The sequence below is a fragment of the Bradyrhizobium sp. ORS 86 genome (genome assembly GCF_045571475.1).
Taxonomy (GTDB): domain Bacteria; phylum Pseudomonadota; class Alphaproteobacteria; order Rhizobiales; family Xanthobacteraceae; genus Bradyrhizobium.
Genome location: NZ_CP120699.1, coordinates 4,314,823 through 4,334,692, shown reverse-complemented (window position 1 = coordinate 4,334,692; position 19,870 = coordinate 4,314,823). Strand labels below are relative to the sequence as shown.

The window sequence follows — 19,870 nt, the reverse complement described above, 5'->3', positions numbered from 1 at the left end:
TTGGGCGCTTTCACCTTTAAGACTGGTGGAGATTCATGGTTCGTTCGGGTTGCATTTTCGCGGCGAAGCCAAAGCTCGCCGCGAACCTCTCTTGTTCTTCACTTTCCGCCGACGGCTCCGAGTGAGTGACCCACTCTTTGCCGGTCGCTGTACTCTGGCGGGCGGTGGGTCTTTCTTCGTCGTCGTCGACGAACGCCTCACGAACACCCCGTCGTGGACCCGCACGTATCGCACTTCATGCAGGTGCCATTCCGCACCAGCGTGAAGTTGCCGCACTCGGAGCACATCTCGCCTTCGTAGCCCTTGGCTTTCGCTTCGGCGCGGCGTTCGGCCTTGGTGGGAGTGACGGCGGCGGCTGAGCCCGGCTTGCTCCAGGTCAGGGCCTCGAGCTTCTCGGTCGGCGAGAGGTCGTGGCTTACTTCCTGCTTCAGGGCGACCGCGCCTTCGACGGTGTCCGAGGCGCCACGCGGGGAGAGCGCCGTGACGCGGTTGCCGGCGGGGGCGTTGTCGGCGTTCTGGCTCACCGCGGTCGAGCCGCCGCGCATGATCACGAGGTTATCGGTGCGCGAGCGGGTGAGGCCGCGCGACAGATACTTGGTGGCCTGCTGGGCGGGCGCCTCATCCGGCTCCTTGCCTTCCTCGACGCCCTTGCCGAGCGCGTCGAACCCCGACTCGTTGGGATCGACATGGGCGAGGTCGAAGCGGCCCATATAGCTCACCGCGAGCTCGCGGAAGACATAGTCGAGGATCGAGGTCGCGTACTTGATCGAGTCGTTGCCCTGCACCGGGCCGGCCGGCTCGAAGCGGGTGAAGGTGAAGGCGTCGACATATTCCTCCAGCGGCACGCCGTATTGCAGGCCGAGCGAGACCGCGATCGCGAAGTTGTTGATGAAGGAGCGCAGTGCGGCGCCTTCCTTGTGCATGTCGATGAAGATCTCGCCGAGCCGGCCGTCGTCATATTCGCCGGTGCGCAGGTAGACCTTGTGGCCGCCGACCACGGCCTTCTGGGTGTAACCCTTGCGTCGATCGGGCATCTTCTCGCGCTCGCGCATCACCACGATGCGCTCGACCAGCTTCTCGACGATCTTCTCCGAGACCTGGGCGGCGCGCGCGGCCATCGGCTTCTCGTAGAGCGCCTCGACCGCATCGTCCTCGTCGTCATCATCCGCGATGAGCTGCGAGTTGAGCGGCTGCGAGAGCTTGGAGCCGTCGCGGTAGAGCGCGTTGGCCTTCAGCGCGAGCTTCCACGACAGCAGGTAGGCGGACTTGCAGTCCTCCACCGTGGCGTCGTTCGGCATGTTGATGGTCTTCGAGATCGCGCCCGAGATGAACGGCTGGGAGGCCGCCATCATGCGGATGTGGCTCTCGACCGAGAGGTAGCGCTTGCCGATCTTGCCGCAGGGATTGGCGCAGTCGAACACCGGATAGTGCTCGGCCTTCAGGTGCGGAGCGCCTTCCACCGTCATCGCGCCGCAGATGTGCACGTTGGCGGCGTCGATCTCGCGCCGGGTGAAGCCGACCGCCGAGAGCAGGTCGAAGCCGGGGGCCGCGATCGCTTCCGCACCGATGCCAAGCTGGTCGCGGATGAAGTCCTCGCCGAAGGTCCACTTGTTGAAGGCGAACTTGATGTCGAACGCGGTCGGCAGCGCCTTCTCGACCTTGGCGATGGCTTCGTCGGTGAAGCCCTTGGCCTTCAGGGTCGAGGCGTTGATGCCGGGCGCGTTGGACAGCGAGCCGTGGCCGACGGCGTAGGCCTCGATCTCCGCGATCTCGCTCTCGCGATAGCCGAGCGCGCGCAAGGCCTGCGGCACCGCCTGGTTGATGATCTTGAAGTAGCCGCCGCCGGCGAGCTTCTTGAACTTCACCAGCGCGAAGTCGGGCTCGATGCCGGTGGTGTCGCAATCCATCACCAGGCCGATGGTGCCGGTCGGCGCCACCACGGTGGTTTGGGCATTGCGATAGCCGTTGACTTCGCCGAGCGCGAGCGCGTCATCCCAGGCGTGCACGGCGTGGGTGACGAGGTCGGCCTGCGGGCAGGAGGCGTGATCGAGCGGCACCGGGTTGACCGAGAGCGCCTCGTAGCCGGAGGCGTTGCCGTGGGCGGCGCGGCGGTGGTTGCGGATCACGCGCAGCATGTGCTGGGCGTTCTTCTTGTAGCCGGGGAAGGTGCCGAGCTCGGCGGCCATCTCGGCCGAGGTCTTGTAGGCGATGCCGGTCATCACCGCGGTCAGCGCGCCGCACAGCGAGCGGCCTTCCTTTGAGTCATAAGGCAGGCCCATGGTCATCAAGAGGCCACCGATATTGGCGAAGCCGAGGCCGAGGGTGCGGAATTCGTAAGAGAGCTCCGCGATCGCCTTCGACGGGAACTGGGCCATCATGACGGAGATTTCCAGCACGATGGTCCAGAGCCGGCAGAGATGCTCGTAGGACTCGACGTCGAACCGCTTGGTGGTGGTGTTGTAGAACGTCAGCAGGTTGGCGGAGGCGAGGTTGCATGCCGTGTCGTCCAGGAACATGTATTCCGAGCACGGATTGGAGGCGCGGATGTCGCCGGACGCCTTGCAGGTGTGCCAGTCGTTCATCGTGGTGTTGAAGTGCAGGCCGGGATCGGCGCTGGCCCAGGCGGCGTAGCCGATCTTGTCCCAGAGATCGCGCGCCTTCAGCGTCTTGGTCACCTTCCTGGTGGTGCGGCCGATGAGATTCCACTCGCCGTCGGTCTCCACCGCGCGCAGGAAGTCGTCCTTCAGCGACACCGAGTTGTTGGAGTTCTGGCCGGAGACGGTGAGATAGGCTTCCGAATCCCAGTCGGTGTCATAGGTGTCGAACTGGATCTCCTTGTAGCCCTGCTTGGCGAACTGGATGACACGCTTGATGTAGTTGTCCGGCACCAGGTTGCGGCGGGCGAGCTTGATCTCGCGGCGCAGCGCAGGGTTCTTCTCGGGATCGAAGCAGTCGTCGCCCGAGCCTTCGCAGTTCACGCAGGCCTTCAGCACCGCCTTGAGGTGCTTCTGGTTGATCTTGGAGCCGGTGACGAGGGCGGCGACCTTCTGCTCCTCCTTCACCTTCCAGTCGATATAGGTCTCGATGTCGGGGTGATCGACGTCGACCACGACCATCTTGGCGGCGCGGCGGGTGGTGCCGCCGGACTTGATCGCGCCGGCGGCGCGGTCGCCGATCTTGAGGAAGCTCATCAGGCCGGACGAGCGGCCGCCGCCGGACAGGCGCTCACCTTCGCCGCGCAGGCGCGAGAAGTTGGAGCCGGTGCCGGAGCCGTATTTGAACAGGCGTGCCTCACGCACCCAGAGGTCCATGATGCCGCCCTCGTTGACGAGATCGTCCTCGATGCCCTGGATGAAGCAGGCATGCGGCTGCGGATGCTCGTAGGCCGACTTCGATTTGGTGAGTTTGCCGGTCTTCCAATCCACGTAGTAGTGGCCCTGGCCGGGGCCATCGATGCCGTAGGCCCAGTGCAGGCCGGTGTTGAACCATTGCGGCGAGTTCGGCGCGACCATCTGCTTGGCGAGTTGGAAGCGCAGCTCGTCGAAGAAGGCGAGGGCATCTTCCTCCGAGGAGAAGTAGCCGCCCTTCCAGCCCCAATAGGTCCAGCAGCCGGCGAGGCGATCGAACACCTGCTTGGCCGAGGTCTCGCCGACATAGCGCTCCTTCTCAGGCAGGAGGCTAAGCGCCTCGGTGTCGGGCACCGAGCGCCACAGCCAGGACGGCACGGTTTCTTCCTCGACCTTCTTCAGCCGCGCGGCGACGCCCGCTTTGCGGAAATACTTCTGCGCCAGCACGTCGGAGGCGACCTGCGACCAGAACTCGGGCACCTCGACGTTCTCGGCCCGGAACACGACCGAGCCGTCGGGATTGCGGATCTCCGACGTGGTCAGCCTGAAATTGATCCCGGCATAGGGTGTTTGTCCGCTGGTGGTGTTGCGCCGATCGATTCGCATGGTCGAGCCCCGTCTCTTCGTCTGCCGGTCCCACGTTTCCCGCGGGTTGCCGGTATGTTTATCCTTGAGCGAATTTCGGGACACGCACGCACGCCTCCCGTCATTCGCAGCTCAGCCGGTGGACCCGGCCTGTTCTCTCATCCGCAAGGCAGCCCGTTACCCGGCCCCGCGGTGGCGTGGTCCGGGCGGGTCCCCAATCGGGGCCCTCCGGACATGCATTCAACGCCCCAACGCTTTCCACGCGACACGTCACGCGTACGCTTCTTGCGGGCCGGTTCCGGCCTCTTATTGCCGAGCCGTTTTGGCCCGTTTGGCGCTCCGGACGTGGCCCAAAATTCAGGGCAGACAAGCCCTTCACCCGCGGCCCTGAAGGCCTGGCGGAGTGGTCATTTTGGAACCCTTGTGGGAGCGACCGGCGGGGACCCAAACACACTCGCGCCGAACAGGTTGAAAGCTAGGCCAACTCCGTTGCGCCCGTCAAGGACTAGTACGAGTTTCTGAATCAAACACTAAATATGGTGGAAAGGTTGGGATAACAGGGGGCGGTGCCGCGCCTGTGATCGGGCCAACTATCGGTGAGTCCTCAGGGATTCCCAAGCCAAAAAAATCTCGTCCGGCTGTGGATCGGAGCTTCGCCCCGCTGTTCACAGGTGAACTATTTATTCGTGGCTCCGGATTGAATTTTCGGGACTCACGTGAGCCTACGGGCAAACTACGGATCAGGCATGTCAGGGGCGTGATGGTCGGGCGACAAAATCGCGGGCAAGGTGGCGCCGATTCACATCCCTGCCGGGTCTCATGACAGATTCGAAACCTTCCGCACGGACGCGTCTTGCGCCCGCCGGCCTGATGTTCCTCGCCATCACCTCGGTGGGCTGGGGATTCAATTGGCCCGTGACCAAATTCCTGCTCGGCGAGCTGCCGCCGCTGACGCTGCGCGGCTCGACCGGGGTGATCGGCGCTGCGCTGCTGGCGGTGCTGGCGCTGATCCGCGGGCAGCCGCTGGCCGTCGAGGCGCGGCTGTGGCCGCGGCTCGTGCTGTATGCCGTGCTCAACGTCACCGGCTGGATGGTGCTGATGGGGCTGGCGCTGCTGTGGCTGCCGGCGAGCGAGACCGCGCTCATCGCCTACACGATGCCGGTCTGGGCCTCGCTGCTCGCCTGGCCCGTGCTCGGCGAGCGGCCGACGCTCCTGCGCACCATTGCGCTCGCGATGGCGTTTGCCGGGCTGGCCGCGATCATGGGCGGCAACGGCCTCAGCACCAGCAAGGAGCAACTGCCGGGCATTATCATGGCGCTCGGCGGCGCCATCGGCTTTGCGCTCGGCACTGTGCTGGCGAAGAAATATCCGATCCTGATGCCGCCGATCCCGGCGGCGGCCTGGCAGATCGGTCTCGGCTGCCTGCCGATCACGATCGTCGGCCTGTTGATCGAGACCACGCATCTCGAGCGGCTGACGACGGTCGGCTGGTGGCTCCTGGTCTATTCGACCGTGATCCAGTTCTGCATTGCCTATGTCTCGTGGTTTGCCGCGCTGGCGCGCCTGCCGGCCTCGGTGGCCGCGATCGGCACCATGGCGGTGCCCGTGATCGGCGTGGTGGCCTCAGCGATCGCGCTGCACGAGCCGCTTGGGCCGGCCCAGATCGCCGCGTTGCTGTTCACGCTGGTCGGCGTCGTGCTGGCGACGCGTTGACTTTGTCTCCCTCGCCCCGCTCTTGCGGGGTCGAGACGAGCGAAGCTCGCTCTTAGAGGGCGGGGGTGAGGGGCTCTAATCCGCGAATGACGAGTGTTGTGAGACCTGTACCCCCTCACCCGGATCGCAAGTGCGATCCGACCTCTCCCCGCAGGCGGGGAGAGGTGAAGGAAGAGCGGCGCCATCCTATCTGCCTCATTCGCCGAGCGCCTGTTGCAGCATGCTGGCGAGCTGCGCCTTGCGATAGGGTTTTGCCAGCAGCAGCACGCCCTCGTCGAGGCGGCCGTGATGCACGATCGCGTTCTCGGTATAGCCGGAGGTGTAGAGCACCTTGATTCCGGGCCGGCGTTTGGCGACCTCGTCGGCGAGCTGGCGGCCATTCAGGCCGCCGGGCATGATGACGTCGGTGAACAGCAAATCGAATTTCTCGCCCTTGTCGACCAGCGCGAGCGCGGCGCGGCCGTCGGCGACGGCGATGGTCTTGTAGCCGAGGCTTGCGAGCTGCGCGCAGACGTAGTTGCGCACCAGGGCATCGTCCTCCACCACCAGGATGGTCTCGCTGCCGCGCACGGGCGTCGTCGGGGCAGGGGCCTCGACCTCGACCTCGCCGCGCGCCGGCGGCAGATAGAGCTTGATCGTGGTGCCGTGGCCTTGCTCGCTGTAGATCTTGATGTGGCCGCCGGATTGCTTGACGAAGCCGTAGACCATGCTCATGCCGAGGCCAGACCCCTTGCCGACCTCCTTGGTGGTGAAGAACGGCTCGAACACCTTGTCCTGCACCGCTTGCGACATGCCGGTGCCGGTGTCGCTGACCGCAAGCAAGACATAGCGGCCGGGCGCGATGTCCGGATTGGCGGCCGCGTAAGCATCGTCGAGCACGATATTGCTGGTCTCGAACAGCAGCTTGCCGCCATTGGGCATCGCGTCGCGGGCGTTGATCGCCATGTTGAGCAGCGAGTTCGAGAGCTGCGACGGATCGATGTGGACGCTGGCGACGTCGGGTGCGAGCACCTGGTCGATCTCGATCTGCTCGCCTAGGGTGGGACGCAGCAGCTTGGCGATGTCGACCACGGTGGCGTTGACGTCGACGGTGCGTGGCTCCAGCGGCTGGCGGCGGGCGAAGGCGAGCAGATGCTGGATCAGCTCGCGGCAGCGCTCGGCGGCGCGGTCGATCAGCTCGGCGGTCCGCGCGAGCTGAGGCTCGCTGCGCAGACTCTCGACCAGCGTCTCCGTGGTGCCGGTGATGATCGTCAGCATGTTGTTGAAGTCGTGCGCGACGCCGCCGGTCAGCTTGCCGATCGCGTCAAGCTTCTGCGATTGCTGCAGTTTATGCTCGGTTTCGCGCGAGGTGGTGATGTCGTGATAGACCAGCGCCGCGCCGGTGATGTGGCCGGCGGCGTCGCGCAGCGGGTGGCCGGAGACCACCAGATGGACCTGGCCGTTGCCGCGCAGCGGGCGCGCGATGAACTCGAGGCCGTCGAACTCCTCGCCACGTAACGCCCGGCTCGACGGCATGTCCTCGGCCTTCATCGGCGTGACGCCGTCGGCTTCGAACACCGTGCTCTGCGCCCGCAGGAGCTGGACCGTCTTGCCGGGCTTGTAGCGCAGCATCTTCTCGGCGGCCGGATTGGAGAGCAGCACGGCGCCGGTGGTGTCGATCACCAGCACCGCCTCCGCCATGCTGCGGAAGGTGGTCTCCATCACCGCGGTGGAACGGCGGACCTCCTCGAGGGCGGCGCCGAGATCCTTGGTGCGTTCGGCGACCTTGGCCTCCAGCGAGAGGTTGGTGGCTTGCGTCGCACTCAGCGAGTCCTGGAGTTGCCGGCGGGATCGTCGCGTCATCAGTGTCAGCGCGGTCGCAAGGAGCAGGATCAGCGCGATGCCGGCGAGGTCGATAGCCAGCAGTACGCGTCCATTGGCCTTCGACTGCGCGCCGCGGGTCGTGAGCAGCCGGCGCTCCTCGGTGACGATCCGCTCGAGCGCTGCGCTGATCTTGTCCATCTCGACGCGGCTCTCGCCGTCGGAGGTCAGCGCCGCGACGCCCGCGGTGTCGCCCGCATTGCGCAAGCGCATCAGCTCGGCGCCAAGCGCGATGCCGCGGTCAACCTGCACCTTCGCGTCCGCCACCAGCTCAGTTTCGCCCGGATCGTCCTTCACCGCCGCGATCAGGTTGTCGAATGCGGAGGAGAGGGCTGCGCTGGACTGGCGGTATTCGTCGGCGAACGACTGATCGCCTGTCAGCGCGTAGCCGCGCGCCGCGCTCTCGGCGCCGCGCAGCAACGGGCGCGTATCGGAGATCTGCTTGAGGATGCCGAGGGTGCGCTCGACCGATTCGACCTCGTCATGCGACTTGACGTCCAGCCCGATCGACGCCGCGCTGATCACGAGGAGGATCGCAAGGCCGCTGCCGAGTATGAGACGCTGGGAAGCCATCGACCTTTGGTACAGAGGACTAATTTGAAAGACGCGCGGCGGGGGAGGACTTGGCAAGACACTCGTTGACGGCGGCGATCAGCGCCTGCGGCGTGAAAGGCTTGCGCAAGCAGGCGGACGCACCGAGCTCGATCGTCATGCGCAGGAAATCCGGTGCGCGATCGGCATTCGCGAACGCATAGCCGGACATCGCGATGACGGGGATCTCGGGGGCGCGCTCGTGAAAGATGCGGATCGCCTCGAAGCCGCGCATATGCGGCATGAAGACGTCGACGAGCATCACGTCGAAGATTGCATTTTCCAGCGCGCGCATGCCGGCCTCACCGCCATCGGCGACGATGACCTCGAAGCCCTGGCGTTGCAGACAGACCTCGATGGCAACGCACACCATCGGGTCGTCATCGACCACGAGAACGCGCGGCACTAGCTATCCTCTCTCATGGGCTCTCGCGTGCCGGCGACTCGCTGGGCCCGTTTGTGGATTAAGGCGGAACGGAGACAGGTAGTCTGTATCATAAAGTGCATATGCTGTTGCCTGACAAGCAGATTTCAAATCGGTCGCTTCACATCACCCGCATTTGTCTTCCGGCGGATTACAAACTCATGACTGCAGCTCCCAGCATGCACCGAACTTCGTCGCCCGGCTTCAGAAATCGTCGCTACGCTTTGCAACTGCGCCGAGCGTGCGTGGAACTCGTTCGCGAGCGCTGATTCTGCGACGGGCGTCCGACTGCGGTTCGGCTTGCGCGCATGAAAAAGGCGGCCCAAAGGCCGCCTTTTGACGATTGAGACGCGATATCAGACTTAAGGGCAGGGGTGCCGCCGGCCGTCATAGCCGAGATAAGTGCCCGACGCAGGATCGTAGGACTTGTAACGCTGCGCGCAGTAGCTGGCATCGCCACCCGGTGCCACGGCGACCGGGGCGCTGTCGTCGTAATAGCCATAGCCGTCGTCATAATAGCCGGGGCCGTAGTAGTAGCCCGAGCCGTAATAAGCGTTGGAGGCGATCGCGCCGCCGACCACCGCACCGGCAACTGCTCCAGGCCAGAAGCCGCCGCCATGGTGGTGATGCCAGCCGCGGTTCCAGCCTCCGCCACCGCTCCAGCCGCGGCCACTGCCGCTCCAGCCGCCGCCGCCAACCCGCGGACCCGGTCCGACGCCTGCTCCGCCGCCGTCAACGCGCGGGCCTACGCCCCCGCCCGCAAGGCGCTGGCCGATAGCCGGCCCACCGCCGCCACCAGCGCCGATACGCGCGCCGCCTCCGCCGCCGACACCGACCTGTCCGCCGCCGCCACCACGGTCGTTCCGCACCAGCCCTTGCGCAGACGATGCTGTCGGCACGACCAAGGGCAGCGCGAGCGCCAGTGCCGCAGCGGCGCTCAGAACCTTCAGATTGATCATCTTGAACTCCTCAAAACGGGACAATGTCTAACCTCTTCCTGGCTTGACGGTTCCCGCACCGCACATTGACAGTGCGTCACCTTTGCTTGTCAGGCAGCACATGTATGCCGCCTGAATGCGGACGCCGCCTGCCGCGTCATTTGGCCGCCAAGGGACGGTATCCCGACCCTGATCGCGGCTGCCGGTGCACCGCGGCCCGACCGCTGGACATTTGGGAGTTCAGGTGGCATCAGAGCCCGACTGCCTCGAACTGACGACCGATCACGCATGAAACAATTCCTGCTGAAATTCTTCACCTGGTGGAACGGCCAGACCTTTGGCACGCAATTGTGGACCGCGCGCTTCGGCGAGCTGGTCGGCCAGGACGAGCAGGGCAACCGCTACTATCGCACCAAGGGCGGCAAGATCGACCCGACGTTGCACTTCGAACGCCGCTGGGTGGTCTACAATGGCTATGCCGAGGCGTCCCGTATCCCGGCGGGCTGGCACGGCTGGTTGCACCACACCGTCGACGTCCCCCCGACCGAGCAGGATTATACGGCGCGGGAGTGGGAGAAGCCGCATGTGCCGAACATGACGGGCACACCGCAGGCCTACCGCCCGTCCGGCTCGACCCTGGCGAGCGGCCGTCGCCCCAAGGCGACCGGCGACTACCAGGCCTGGACCCCCGGAAGCTGATCATCCGGCATTGCTGCTTCGAACGTGCGCGCGAGAGCGATCGCGTGCGCTGCACGCGTACCTGTGGACAATGGTAACAGCGGGGACAGGCCGGCGCGTGCGGGTTTCTGCGCTTGCGCCAATCCGGGGATCGCGGCTCAATAGGGTCATCTTACGGAGATGGGAGACCATCGCGTCGGATCGGGCTCCAGGATCGCGACTGTCCCGATGAAGCAGCGGCCTCCGAGTAGGATACGGCCAGGACATAGGCCCCTGGTGCAGACGTCCTGAAATCGCCCGCTAATGTGAGGCCACCGTGAGACAGGAAGGGCCGCTTGGGAAACCAAGCGGCCTTTTTCAGTTTGTTCCGGACAGCACGTTCGGCAATGTCGACAGAGGGCAAAAATACAGGTCGACCATCGCCGATGAATATTGCTCACCACACCACCTTGATGCCGGCGCGTCCGCCGAAGCTCGTGCTGCCGCCGCTGTCGATTGAAACGTTGTAGTCGGCTGAGGTGAACACGGCGACATTTTGGTAGACTTGGCCAGTGATGCCGGCCTGAACCTGCGCCCACGTTCCACCAAGCTTGGAACTCAAGGTCACGGCGTTCAGGCCCTGAAGGTCCGCGAAGGTCGTCTTTGGATCACCCGTGAAGCCATGCCAGACATTCACCGTGGTCCAGGTGGTTAAGAGCCGCGGCGCGTAGTCCGCGCTGATGGCGAAGGTCCTCGCCAGACGCGCTCCAATTCGCCCTCGCACGGCATCCGAATCGGCAAATTGCACAAGGCCGAAAGCATCTGCCGCGCCGCTCAGCGACACACGTTGGTAGACGAGTTGCGCCTGTGGCTCGATCGCCCAGCCGTTGCCGAGCTGGAATGCCTTGCCAGCCTCCAGCGAGGCCGTCAGGCCCCAGCCATCGGTCTGTATGCTCTGGAACAGAATGGATCGCGCGACGACGTTATCAAACCGAGTCCCCTGCACCGCAGCATCGATGTACCAGCCGGGTACGCCGTAGTGCGTCCAGTAGCCGCCGGCTGAGTAGCCATCGAGCGACATATGACCAGCCGGGCCGCCGAAGATGTGGTTCACATTGCCCTGGGCGTGGCCGGCGCCGACAAAGAAACCAGCCGCATCGCGTGATCCATCAGCAAGCTCGCGTCGATAGAGGTCAATGCCCGCCTGGAAGCCCGCCAGGCCATAGTCGTAATCCGGGCCTTTGCCGTCCCAGAACGAACCCTCCCGGTGGCGGCCCGTCTCGCCAAATACCCGCGCCCAGGCGCCATAGCTGGCGTAGCGCGAGTTGGCATCGACGTAGACGCCATCCTGCTGCGAGGGGACGTTGCAGCGGAAATTCTTCGAGGGATTCTTGCACCACACCGTGCTCGGCACGACTGGTCTCGCCGGTGCCGCCGGTTGAGCAGCGGGGTCCTCATCTCCGATGCGATCATGCAACGAGCCGATCATGGCAAAGCCGAATTGGTGAGCCAGATCCGGAACGGCCATATAGAGTGGGACCTCGGGCCGATAGTTAGGGACATCGGCCGGAGGAGATGCGGGCTGACCCGGAGCGGCGGGCTGAGTAGGCGGCGATGAATCGGCGGCGCGCGTTGAGCGCAGATACCAGTCGTCCGGCGTGGTCGCGCCGCTGCGATAAAGCAGATAGTCGTAGGCACCCGCCGCCACGCGGCCGGAGAGGGCGAAGGCGTTGACGGCCGTCGTCGCACCGTTGATGGCCTGGACCACCCTGATGCCATCGCCGGTCGTCAGCGCACCGAGTCCCCCCGCGTTGTTGACCGTGATCGAAGTATTTCCCGTCGCGGTGCCCCTGCTGATCACGAGCTTGTCCGATGGCGAGTTGTCGCTGCCCAGCACCGTGCTGAGAATGAGATGGCCGTTCTGGCCCACATAGTTGCCGACGATGGTCAACACGTTGGTTGCGCTGCCGTTGGATAGATTCAGCGTGCCGGCATTGTTGACCGTCACAAGCGAGGAGGGATCGATCGCCTTGATGGCATAGATGCCGAAGGCGTTGATGGCGCTTGCGGTATCGATGCTGACGACGCCGGTCTTTGTGGCGTTGGGGTCTCCGGCAAACCCGCCGAGATCGCCCATCACAAGGTCGCTGTTCAACGTAAGCGTAGAGCCGTTACTGAGGTTGAACGTTTCCCAGTTCTGGATGCCGCTGCCGCCGGTGTAGGCGAACTTGTCGAACGTCAGCGTGTCGGTGCCAGTGCCTCCGTCCATCGCCCCCTGCACCACGCTGCCTGCGTGCACGGTCAAGGCATCGTTGCCGGAACCGAGTGCAACTGCGGTGCCGTTGCCGCCGATCAGCGTGCCGGAGTTGTCGACGATTTCGTTGCCGGTGTTGTTGTTGAGGGCTGCGATCGCATAACCTTGCTGGCTGCTGATGACGCCTCCCGCCTGGTTGGTGATGGTGTTGGTCTGGCCCGCGGTCGAGTAGTTGACGCTGACGCCGATTGCGCCTGCGCCAGTGACGGAGATGGTGCCCCGGTTGATCACGGCGGTCTGGTTGCTCGCGTTGACATAGACGCCGTCGGCATGATCGCCCGTCGTCTTGACTGCGCCGGTGTTGGTCACGGTGCTGTTGTTGCCCGTAACGGTCATGCCCCATGCAAAGCTGCCGGCGGTGTTGATGATACCGGCGTTCGTTATGGCGATGCTGCTACCTATGCCATAGGCCGTGCCCGTGGCGAACATACCGATTCCAAAATTTCCCGACGTGTTGATGGTCCCGTTGTTGATCAGCTTGTTCCGATCGCCTTCGGCATCGAATCCGATCGGGGTTGGGCCCAGACCCCCGCCGACATTTCCGAGCGTCGTGATCGTTCCGTTGTTCGTGATCGTGTTATCGTTGCCTTGGGCCTGCATGCCATTGGTGTCAGCCCCGTGGGTGATGATGGTCGCGCCGGCGGCATTGGTCAGCGAGTTGCTGTTACCGTAGGCGGCGAGGCCTCCGGCGAAACCCTGGCCGAGCGCCTCGATCTTGCCGGCGTTCGTCAGCGCGTTGCTGTTTCCGATAACCTCCATGCCGGCCGTTTGAAAATTTGTGGAATTCGGCCCGGTCTGGATCGAACCATTGTTGGTGAAATTGCTGATCGAGGTGTTGCCGAGAACGGCAACGCCCGACGTGACCAGGGACGCACCCGAATTCACCGTCACTGTGACGTTGGTAGCCCCCGGCTGGGTTTGCACACCTGTGGTATCCGGATTGGGTGGATTGGCGTCGCAGACGACAGTCGTATTGCTGCCGGGGTTGGCGTTGCTGCATCCGGCCATCGCCGGGGTCGTCCAGGCGAGCGGCAGACCGAGGGCGAGGGATGAGACGCCGAGGAGCAAGCGCTTGCGGAGTCTCGTGCCTCCGATGGTAGGCTCTGCATTGCGGTCGCACACACCGCGGGACTCGGAGAGGCGAAGAACTTTCAGGCACGGCTTGGTCATGATGGCCCCCGTTCTCTTGTGGGATGGACCTCGCCTGAATTGCGCGAGGTGAGCCCGGGAGCGCCAACGACCTGGCTGGCTCGGGACAGCGGAATCGTTCCCCAGGAGCGTTCCCATGGCTCGCGACCGAGGGTCGGTGAATCGCAGAGGCACCGCTGTCCGAATTGCGCAATGGATGGACACAAAACGAAATTATCTGACGGAACCGGGCGACGGCCGGCAACGCAGAATTAGCATTTGTCCTCTCGGCCGAAGCGCAGCGTCTCCGACGGGCTCTCGCCGAAGGCTTTTCGATAATCCGCAGCGAAGCGTCCGGGGTTGCCGAGCTGCCATCTCTGCACGGCGCCTGCAACTGCGACACCCAGATGCGGATCGGAAAGCTCTTTCCGTGCGCACTCCAGCCGGAATCGTCTCAGGGCTGCCAGTGGCGTCATCTCGCGGTACTTCCGAAACAGATTTTGCAGCGTCCGGACGCTGCAGCCGACGCCGTCGGCAAACGATGCTGCCGTAACCGGCTGCTGTGCATGCGTCGCGATGTATTGATCGGCACGCCGCAGTAGCTTCGGCTCTCGACGCGAGGAGCATTGGAGCGTGCTTCGCCTTTTTCGCTTCGATGGATTTTGTGTCCTCACCCGAATGGGCCCGCTGCAGCAATTAATTGCCTGAAAGCCACAGCTAGTTCCGGGTGGTGGTTGGGCTTCCACCCGATTTGCGCATCATCCGGCCAAAACGCGCAAATTTTTATGTATCGCGTGGAAGGGAATTTGCTGACGACGGTCCCAAGACGTCCAGGCGATCCGATGTCATCGGTCGCGGCCGTAGAGTCAGTCGTAGTGTCTCCGAGGGGGACTGGCCGAACGATCGCCGGTAGTCCTGCGCGAAGCGCCCGAGGTTGTAGAACCCGTGCTTGGTTGCGATTTCGGTGACCGTCACACTGCAAGGGTCCGATCGCGACAGGTCGGCATGGGCGTTCGTGAGGCGCGTGTCTCGCAGCAACGCCATCGGGGTCGTACCGCGAAAGGTCTTGAACGCGAGCTGCAGCGCTCGCACGCTGCATCCGGCGGCGTCGGCGATTTGCGCCAGTCGGATCGTCTCACTGGCATGCGCGTGTATGAACGCCTCGGCGCGCCGCACCTGCTTTGGCGTCGCGGTGCGATGGTCGCCGGCGATGTCATCCGAATAGTTGTGAGGCTGCCCATGCAGCAGGGCGTGGACGACGAATTCCTCCAGGCGAGCGGCAAGCGCCGGGCGACCGAGGGAAGAGGCGGGATCGGCCAATTGTCGCGCGATCATGTCGAGGGTGTGCTGAAGTATCCGGCCGCCGCCGTCGGCGTCGATCGAGGTCCTGAACCTGACGGGAACCGCCGGCGCCATCCCGGTCAATGCTTGCAGACTCGCGTGAAGCGTCGCGCGAGGGACGCCAAAGCTCAAACCGTCATAGTTTCTGAGAATGGCTCTGAATGGCTCGTCTTGGGCAAGCACATAGCCGAGAGGATCGGAAGAATGGGACGTCGGCTCCCTGGCCAGGGCTACGCCCATGTGGCCGCTCACGACAAAGGTGAGGCCTATCAGTTCCTTCGGCTCCTCTCGATCGAACAGGAGCTCATGCGAAGACGTCAGCCGACACAGAAACGAGCTTGCGATGCGCGCGACCGAAAGAGACGTACAACCTTGAGTAGAATCTGCGCCGTTGATTGACGTCTTCTGGTTGCCGAACAGGCGCGCCAACCTGTCCACCGCGTCGTCTGGATCGGCTGTCTCGAACACCTTGAACCGATGCAATGGCTCGGTCATCTGACGTCGATCCCGACTTCCGCTTGCAGACAGCGATCATCGATGTCTGTAAGGCGTACCATGCTACCAAGATTCGCTGGCACAGATTGCACAAATTTTAGCCTCGTTGCGGTTCCGCCGAGGATAGTAAAGTGTTGACGGTGCAACCGAGACAAAATTCGGTTCAAGCTTGAGCGAATGATTGAAGCCGGCTCGATAGGAACCGCGGACACGATCAACCGTTCGCGTGACACCTTCACATTCCCGCATTGCGTTGGTGAACCCGCTGGCTCCTCTCTGGCATCACGTCCTATCGATCGGCATGCTCGCGCTCGGCGTCGTTTGCGCCATCATCATCGCGATTGATGTGGCGCGTCGTCCGCAGCATATGTGGATCATGGATGTCGTGTGGCCGGTCACGGCGCTGTTCGGGACGGTATGGATCGCGTGGCAATATTTCGCCTACGTCCGGCTCGACGATGGCGAGCGGCCGTCGCCCCAAGGCGACCGGCGACTATCAGGCCTGGACCCCCGGAAGCTGATCATCCGGCACCGCCGCTTCGGGCGCATGCGCGAGAACGTCTCGCGCGCGGCGCATGCGTGCCTGTGAACAATGGTAACAGCGGGGACAGGCCGGCGCATGCGGGTTTCTGCGCTTGCGTCAATCCGGGGATCGCGGCTCAATAAGGTCATCTTACGGAGATGGGAGACCATCGCGTCGGATCGGGCTCCAGGATCGCGACTGTCCCGATGAAGCAGCGGCCTCCGAGTAGGATACGGCCAGGACATAGGCCCCTGGTGCAGACGTCCTGAAATCGCCCGCTAATGTGAGGCCACCGTGAGACAGGAAGGGCCGCTTGGGAAACCAGGCGGCCTTTTTCTGTTGCGGCGTGCACGACATGTTCGGCATCTTTCGGGGATCGATCTAACGATCTAATAGGCGTCGGGAGCATCCGATGAAGCGCTTGTGGACAATCATCGGCGTCGCCGACGTACCCCGGAGCTTCAAGTGGTACCAGTCGTTGCTTGACCTGCCGGAGACGGCGCCTGCGCACGACTACTTCGGGCAAATCGTCGATTCCGATCGAACGGTCTTGCTCTGCCTGCACGCCTGGGGTGCCCACGAACATCCCACGTTGAGAAGTCCGGACGACGCCCGGCCCGGCAATGGCCTTCTGCTGTTCTTCCGGGTCGATAATCTTGACGCCGCTTTGCCAAGGGCGCGCGCGCTCGTCAGCGGACTAGAGGAAGAGCCGCATCAAAATCCCAACACAGGAACGATGGAGTTTTCGCTCCGGGATCCTGACGGATACTACGTCACGATCAGCGCGCTCGATCCGGCCTGACGTCCCATCCAGCCGGCAAGCGTCAGGGCGGAGCAAGGGATCGGCGTCCATCGCTCCCTGAAGCTCGGCCCTTGGGAGCGACCCGCAATGTCGCGTGGAATGATCAGGACCCGACTCGGGCAAGGCGCGCCGCAGCGCGGCCCATCAATTCGCCGCGGCGCGCGTGCGCCGGTCCCATTCGTTCCTTCATGAACGCAAGGACCTCGGCCGGCGCGGTGTCGGGCGAGCCGGCACTGAACGGCGGCGCCGGGTTGTATTCGAGCCGGAGCTGGATCGCTTCCGCAGTCTTACGGTCGACCAGCTCGGACACCAGCGTCAGCGCAAAATCGATGCCGGCGGTGACGCCGCCGCCGGTGAAGCGGTTGCGGTCGACGCAGACGCGGGCCTTGGTCGGGATCGCGCCGAAGCCGTTTAGGAATTCGATCGCGCTCCAATGCGTGGTGGCCCTGTAGCCCCTGAGCAGGCCGGCCGCGCCGAGCACGAGCGATCCCGTGCAGACCGAGGTGACATATTTCGCGCCGTCAGCCTGCTTGCGCAGGAAGGCGAGCATCTCCTCGTCGCCGACCATGTCATCGGTGCCCATGCCGCCAGGCACGCAGATCACGTCGAGTTGCGGGCAATCGGCAAAGGTGGTGGTCGGCGTCAGGACCATCACCGAATCCGTCGGCACCGGTTCGATCCGTTTCCAGATCAGGTGCACCTTGGCGCCGGGCACCGAGGAGAACACCTGCAGCGGACCGGTGAGGTCGAGCTGGGTCACCTTCGGGAACACGAGCAGTCCAATCTGCAAGGGCGCTGACATCGAAAGTCTCCAAATCGAGCTTGACCGCGCCACAATGCCATGATGCATTCCTGTCTGGAATGGCGTATTTCCCTCATTTTAGGACGTCTCGTCCATTCGCGAGGATTTGGCGATGATCGGCATCCTGATCTTTCCCGACTTCCAATTGCTCGACGCGGCCGGCCCGATCGCGGCATTCGAGATCGCCGCGCGCTTTGCCAGCAACGCGCCGCAGATCAGAACACTCGCGGTGAAGGCTGGCCCGGTGCGGAGCTCGTCCGGCGTCGAGATGCTCGCGCGCGGCCTGAAGCCGTCAACCGCGATCACGACGCTGATCATCGCGGGCGGCAACGGCGTACGTACGCCGGCAACCTGTCCGACCACGCTGGACTTCGTGCGGCGCCTGGCCGGACGCGGCGTCCGCGTCGCCAGCGTTTGCTCTGGTGCCTATGTGCTTGCCGAGGCGGGCCTGCTCGACGGCCGCCGCGCCACTACGCATTGGCAGCGCACGCCGCATTTCGTGAAGACCTATCCCAAGATCAAGCTCGAGCCCGACCAGATCTTCGTCCGCGACGGCAATATCTGGAGCTCGGCCGGCATCACCGCCGGCATCGACCTAGCGCTGGCCATGATCACCGAAGACTATGGCGACGAGGTCGCGCAGAACACGGCGCGCCAGCTCGTGCTGTATCATCGGCGCAGCGGCGGGCAGTCGCAGTTTTCCTCGCTGCTGGAATTGAAGGCGCCGAACGGCCGCTTCGGGGCGCTGCTCGCCTGGGCGCGCGAGAATCTCGACGCGCCGCTGACGGTCGAGGATCTCGCGGAGAAAGCCGGCATGAGCTCACGGCACTTCACCCGCGCCTTCATCGCGGAGACCGGCACCACGCCGTCGAAGGCGGTCGAGCGACTGCGGATCGAGGTGGCACGGCAACGCGTGCAGTCGTCGGGCGAGGCCATCGAGCGCGTTGCCGAGATCACGGGCTTCCGCGATCCCGAGCGGATGCGCCGCGCCTTCATCCGCGCCTTCGGCCAGCCACCGCAATCGCTGCGCCGCGCGGCGAGAGCGGGGTAGGTCGTGGACTCAAGGATTTCGAAAGCGCACGCGACAGGGTCCCGCGCAGCAATGACTCGCTGAGGACATAAAAAGCCCCGCCGAAGCGGGGCAAGGTATTTGAACGGCTTGGTATTGAATAGAACTAACGGTTCTGCCGCGCCGGAGCGGCGCAACCATTCACCAATAAGATCAACTCCTACCGTCACGGGAAGCATCACGGATCGTGCTGTTCACAGGACGGCGGTCGAAATATCACTGCGTCAATGTGTCGGCGGCGATCTTTTTCTTCAACACCTCGCAGGTATCCCTGACCTCCGAGGTCATCAACGAGACGGCTTCAATCTGCAAGAAGAACCGCTTGCCCTGATCGCGATAACCCGCAGCGAACTCCTTGATCTCTGCAATCATGTCATGAACGCCCGCCACCATCGTCTCGCACTTCCTGGCGGCCAACTGCAGTTCTGTTCCAAGAGCCTCGATCTCTTTCACGGCGGCTTCGTATTCACGCACAACCGCCTCGGCCGACAGCTTGCCAACTTCGTTGACGCCGTTGCGGTGCTCGACATAGTCCGGCATCGGTGAGAGGGGCCGAATGTTGCTGCGTGGTCGATGAGGGATCACCGCGCTGATTTCGCCATCCAACTGTTCCAACTCCAACGGCGCGCGGGTGAGGACTTCTGCATTAACATTCATGCGAAAGCTCCATAAGTTGTTACGGCAAAACGGAGTTTAGCAAAGTCAATGGATTTGTCTCGCTTTTCAACAACTTTGAAGCAAGGAGATTGTGCGATGCAGCAGAGTCGTGGCAGATTCGTATGTGCCACAGCGGGTTGAGAGGTGAACCGCTTGCCTCCAACCTGTGCGGCGCACATGCGCTTGGTCGCGCCGAAAGCGACGTCGCCGCTCACCAGCGTCAGCGCGCGATGTCGGGATGCCAGCCGAGGAGGGCGAGCATCACGACGAAGCCGGTGACGTAGCCCATGATCACCGGCCAGCCGTGGGTGATCCACCTCGTCACCGACTTGGCCTCCGGATACATGTTGGACAGCGCGACGCCGGCGGACGAGCCGAACCAGATCATCGATCCGCCAAACCCGACGGCGTAGGCGAGGAAGCCCCAATCGTAGCCACCCTGCTTGAGTGCCAGCGCGGTCAGCGGAATGTTGTCGAACACCGCCGAAACGAAGCCGAGCCCGAGCGCGGTCTGCCACGCCGCGGTGGGCAACTTGGACACGCGTGACGCAGTCTGCCGCGACCATCGCGCGGCGTCCGCGAGTTCAGGGCGCAGCATGGCCGCGAGGGTGGATATATCGCGGC

General features: G+C 64.0%; 13 protein-coding genes and 2 pseudogenes. 5 read left to right on the top strand and 10 right to left on the bottom strand.

The window, feature by feature from the left end; translation table 11 throughout:
• Positions 1–197 precede the first annotated feature (197 nt).
• Positions 198–3,953, bottom strand: a complete 3,756-nt coding sequence (locus tag P6U25_RS20170; protein ID WP_407146507.1) for a vitamin B12-dependent ribonucleotide reductase — start codon at positions 3,951–3,953, stop codon at positions 198–200.
• Positions 3,954–4,751: 798 nt separating this feature from the next.
• Between P6U25_RS20170 and P6U25_RS20165 the strand changes: the two genes are divergently transcribed.
• Positions 4,752–5,645: a DMT family transporter gene (locus P6U25_RS20165; protein WP_407146506.1), complete on the top strand. Its 894-nt coding sequence runs from the start codon at positions 4,752–4,754 to the stop codon at positions 5,643–5,645.
• Positions 5,646–5,840: 195 nt separating this feature from the next.
• Here the strand turns inward: P6U25_RS20165 and P6U25_RS20160 are convergent, their stop codons facing one another.
• From P6U25_RS20160 to P6U25_RS20150, 3 genes are all read right to left on the bottom strand, one after another.
• Entirely contained in the window at positions 5,841–8,078 is a 2,238-nt protein-coding gene (locus P6U25_RS20160) for a CHASE3 domain-containing protein (protein ID WP_407146505.1), read from the bottom strand.
• Between the two features lie 19 nt (positions 8,079–8,097).
• Positions 8,098–8,502, bottom strand: a complete 405-nt coding sequence (locus tag P6U25_RS20155) for a response regulator (RefSeq protein WP_407146504.1) — start codon at positions 8,500–8,502, stop codon at positions 8,098–8,100.
• Positions 8,503–8,882: 380 nt separating this feature from the next.
• Positions 8,883–9,479 (bottom strand): BA14K family protein, encoded by a 597-nt coding sequence (locus P6U25_RS20150; protein ID WP_407146503.1) that lies wholly within the window; start codon positions 9,477–9,479, stop codon positions 8,883–8,885.
• A gap of 267 nt (positions 9,480–9,746) precedes the next feature.
• Between P6U25_RS20150 and P6U25_RS20145 the strand changes: the two genes are divergently transcribed.
• Positions 9,747–10,157 carry an NADH:ubiquinone oxidoreductase subunit NDUFA12 gene (locus tag P6U25_RS20145; RefSeq protein ID WP_407146502.1) on the top strand — a complete coding sequence of 137 codons (411 nt, stop codon included), beginning with the start codon at positions 9,747–9,749 and terminating at the stop codon, positions 10,155–10,157.
• A gap of 415 nt (positions 10,158–10,572) precedes the next feature.
• Here the strand turns inward: P6U25_RS20145 and P6U25_RS20140 are convergent, their stop codons facing one another.
• The 3 genes from P6U25_RS20140 to P6U25_RS20130 all read right to left on the bottom strand — a co-directional run bounded on the left by P6U25_RS20140 (position 10,573) and on the right by P6U25_RS20130 (position 15,393).
• The gene (locus P6U25_RS20140; protein ID WP_407146501.1) at positions 10,573–13,497 is read right to left on the bottom strand and encodes an autotransporter outer membrane beta-barrel domain-containing protein; all 2,925 of its coding nucleotides are present in this window, start codon (positions 13,495–13,497) and stop codon (positions 10,573–10,575) included.
• Between the two features lie 332 nt (positions 13,498–13,829).
• Entirely contained in the window at positions 13,830–14,033 is a 204-nt protein-coding gene (locus P6U25_RS20135) for a helix-turn-helix domain-containing protein (protein ID WP_407146500.1), read from the bottom strand.
• Positions 14,034–14,340: 307 nt separating this feature from the next.
• Complete coding sequence (locus P6U25_RS20130) at positions 14,341–15,393, bottom strand: AraC family transcriptional regulator (RefSeq protein ID WP_407146499.1); 1,053 nt, start codon at positions 15,391–15,393, stop codon at positions 14,341–14,343.
• A gap of 446 nt (positions 15,394–15,839) precedes the next feature.
• Here P6U25_RS20130 and P6U25_RS20125 point away from each other — a divergent pair.
• Positions 15,840–15,914: pseudogene (locus tag P6U25_RS20125) on the top strand (NADH:ubiquinone oxidoreductase subunit NDUFA12); the annotation flags it as partial.
• A gap of 414 nt (positions 15,915–16,328) precedes the next feature.
• Positions 16,329–16,718, top strand: a complete 390-nt coding sequence (locus P6U25_RS20120; RefSeq protein ID WP_407146498.1) for a VOC family protein — start codon at positions 16,329–16,331, stop codon at positions 16,716–16,718.
• 103 nt (positions 16,719–16,821) lie between these two features.
• Here the strand turns inward: P6U25_RS20120 and P6U25_RS20115 are convergent, their stop codons facing one another.
• Positions 16,822–17,520 (bottom strand): DJ-1/PfpI family protein, encoded by a 699-nt coding sequence (locus tag P6U25_RS20115; protein WP_407146497.1) that lies wholly within the window; start codon positions 17,518–17,520, stop codon positions 16,822–16,824.
• Between the two features lie 112 nt (positions 17,521–17,632).
• On the opposite strand from P6U25_RS20115, the gene P6U25_RS20110 reads away from it, so the two are divergent.
• Entirely contained in the window at positions 17,633–18,571 is a 939-nt protein-coding gene (locus tag P6U25_RS20110) for a GlxA family transcriptional regulator (RefSeq protein WP_407146496.1), read from the top strand.
• Positions 18,572–18,805: 234 nt separating this feature from the next.
• Here the strand turns inward: P6U25_RS20110 and P6U25_RS20105 are convergent, their stop codons facing one another.
• Positions 18,806–19,246, bottom strand: a complete 441-nt coding sequence (locus P6U25_RS20105) for a hypothetical protein (protein ID WP_407146495.1) — start codon at positions 19,244–19,246, stop codon at positions 18,806–18,808.
• A gap of 220 nt (positions 19,247–19,466) precedes the next feature.
• A pseudogene (locus P6U25_RS20100) lies at positions 19,467–19,787 on the bottom strand (citrate transporter); the annotation flags it as partial.
• Between the last annotated feature and the right edge of the window lie 83 nt (positions 19,788–19,870).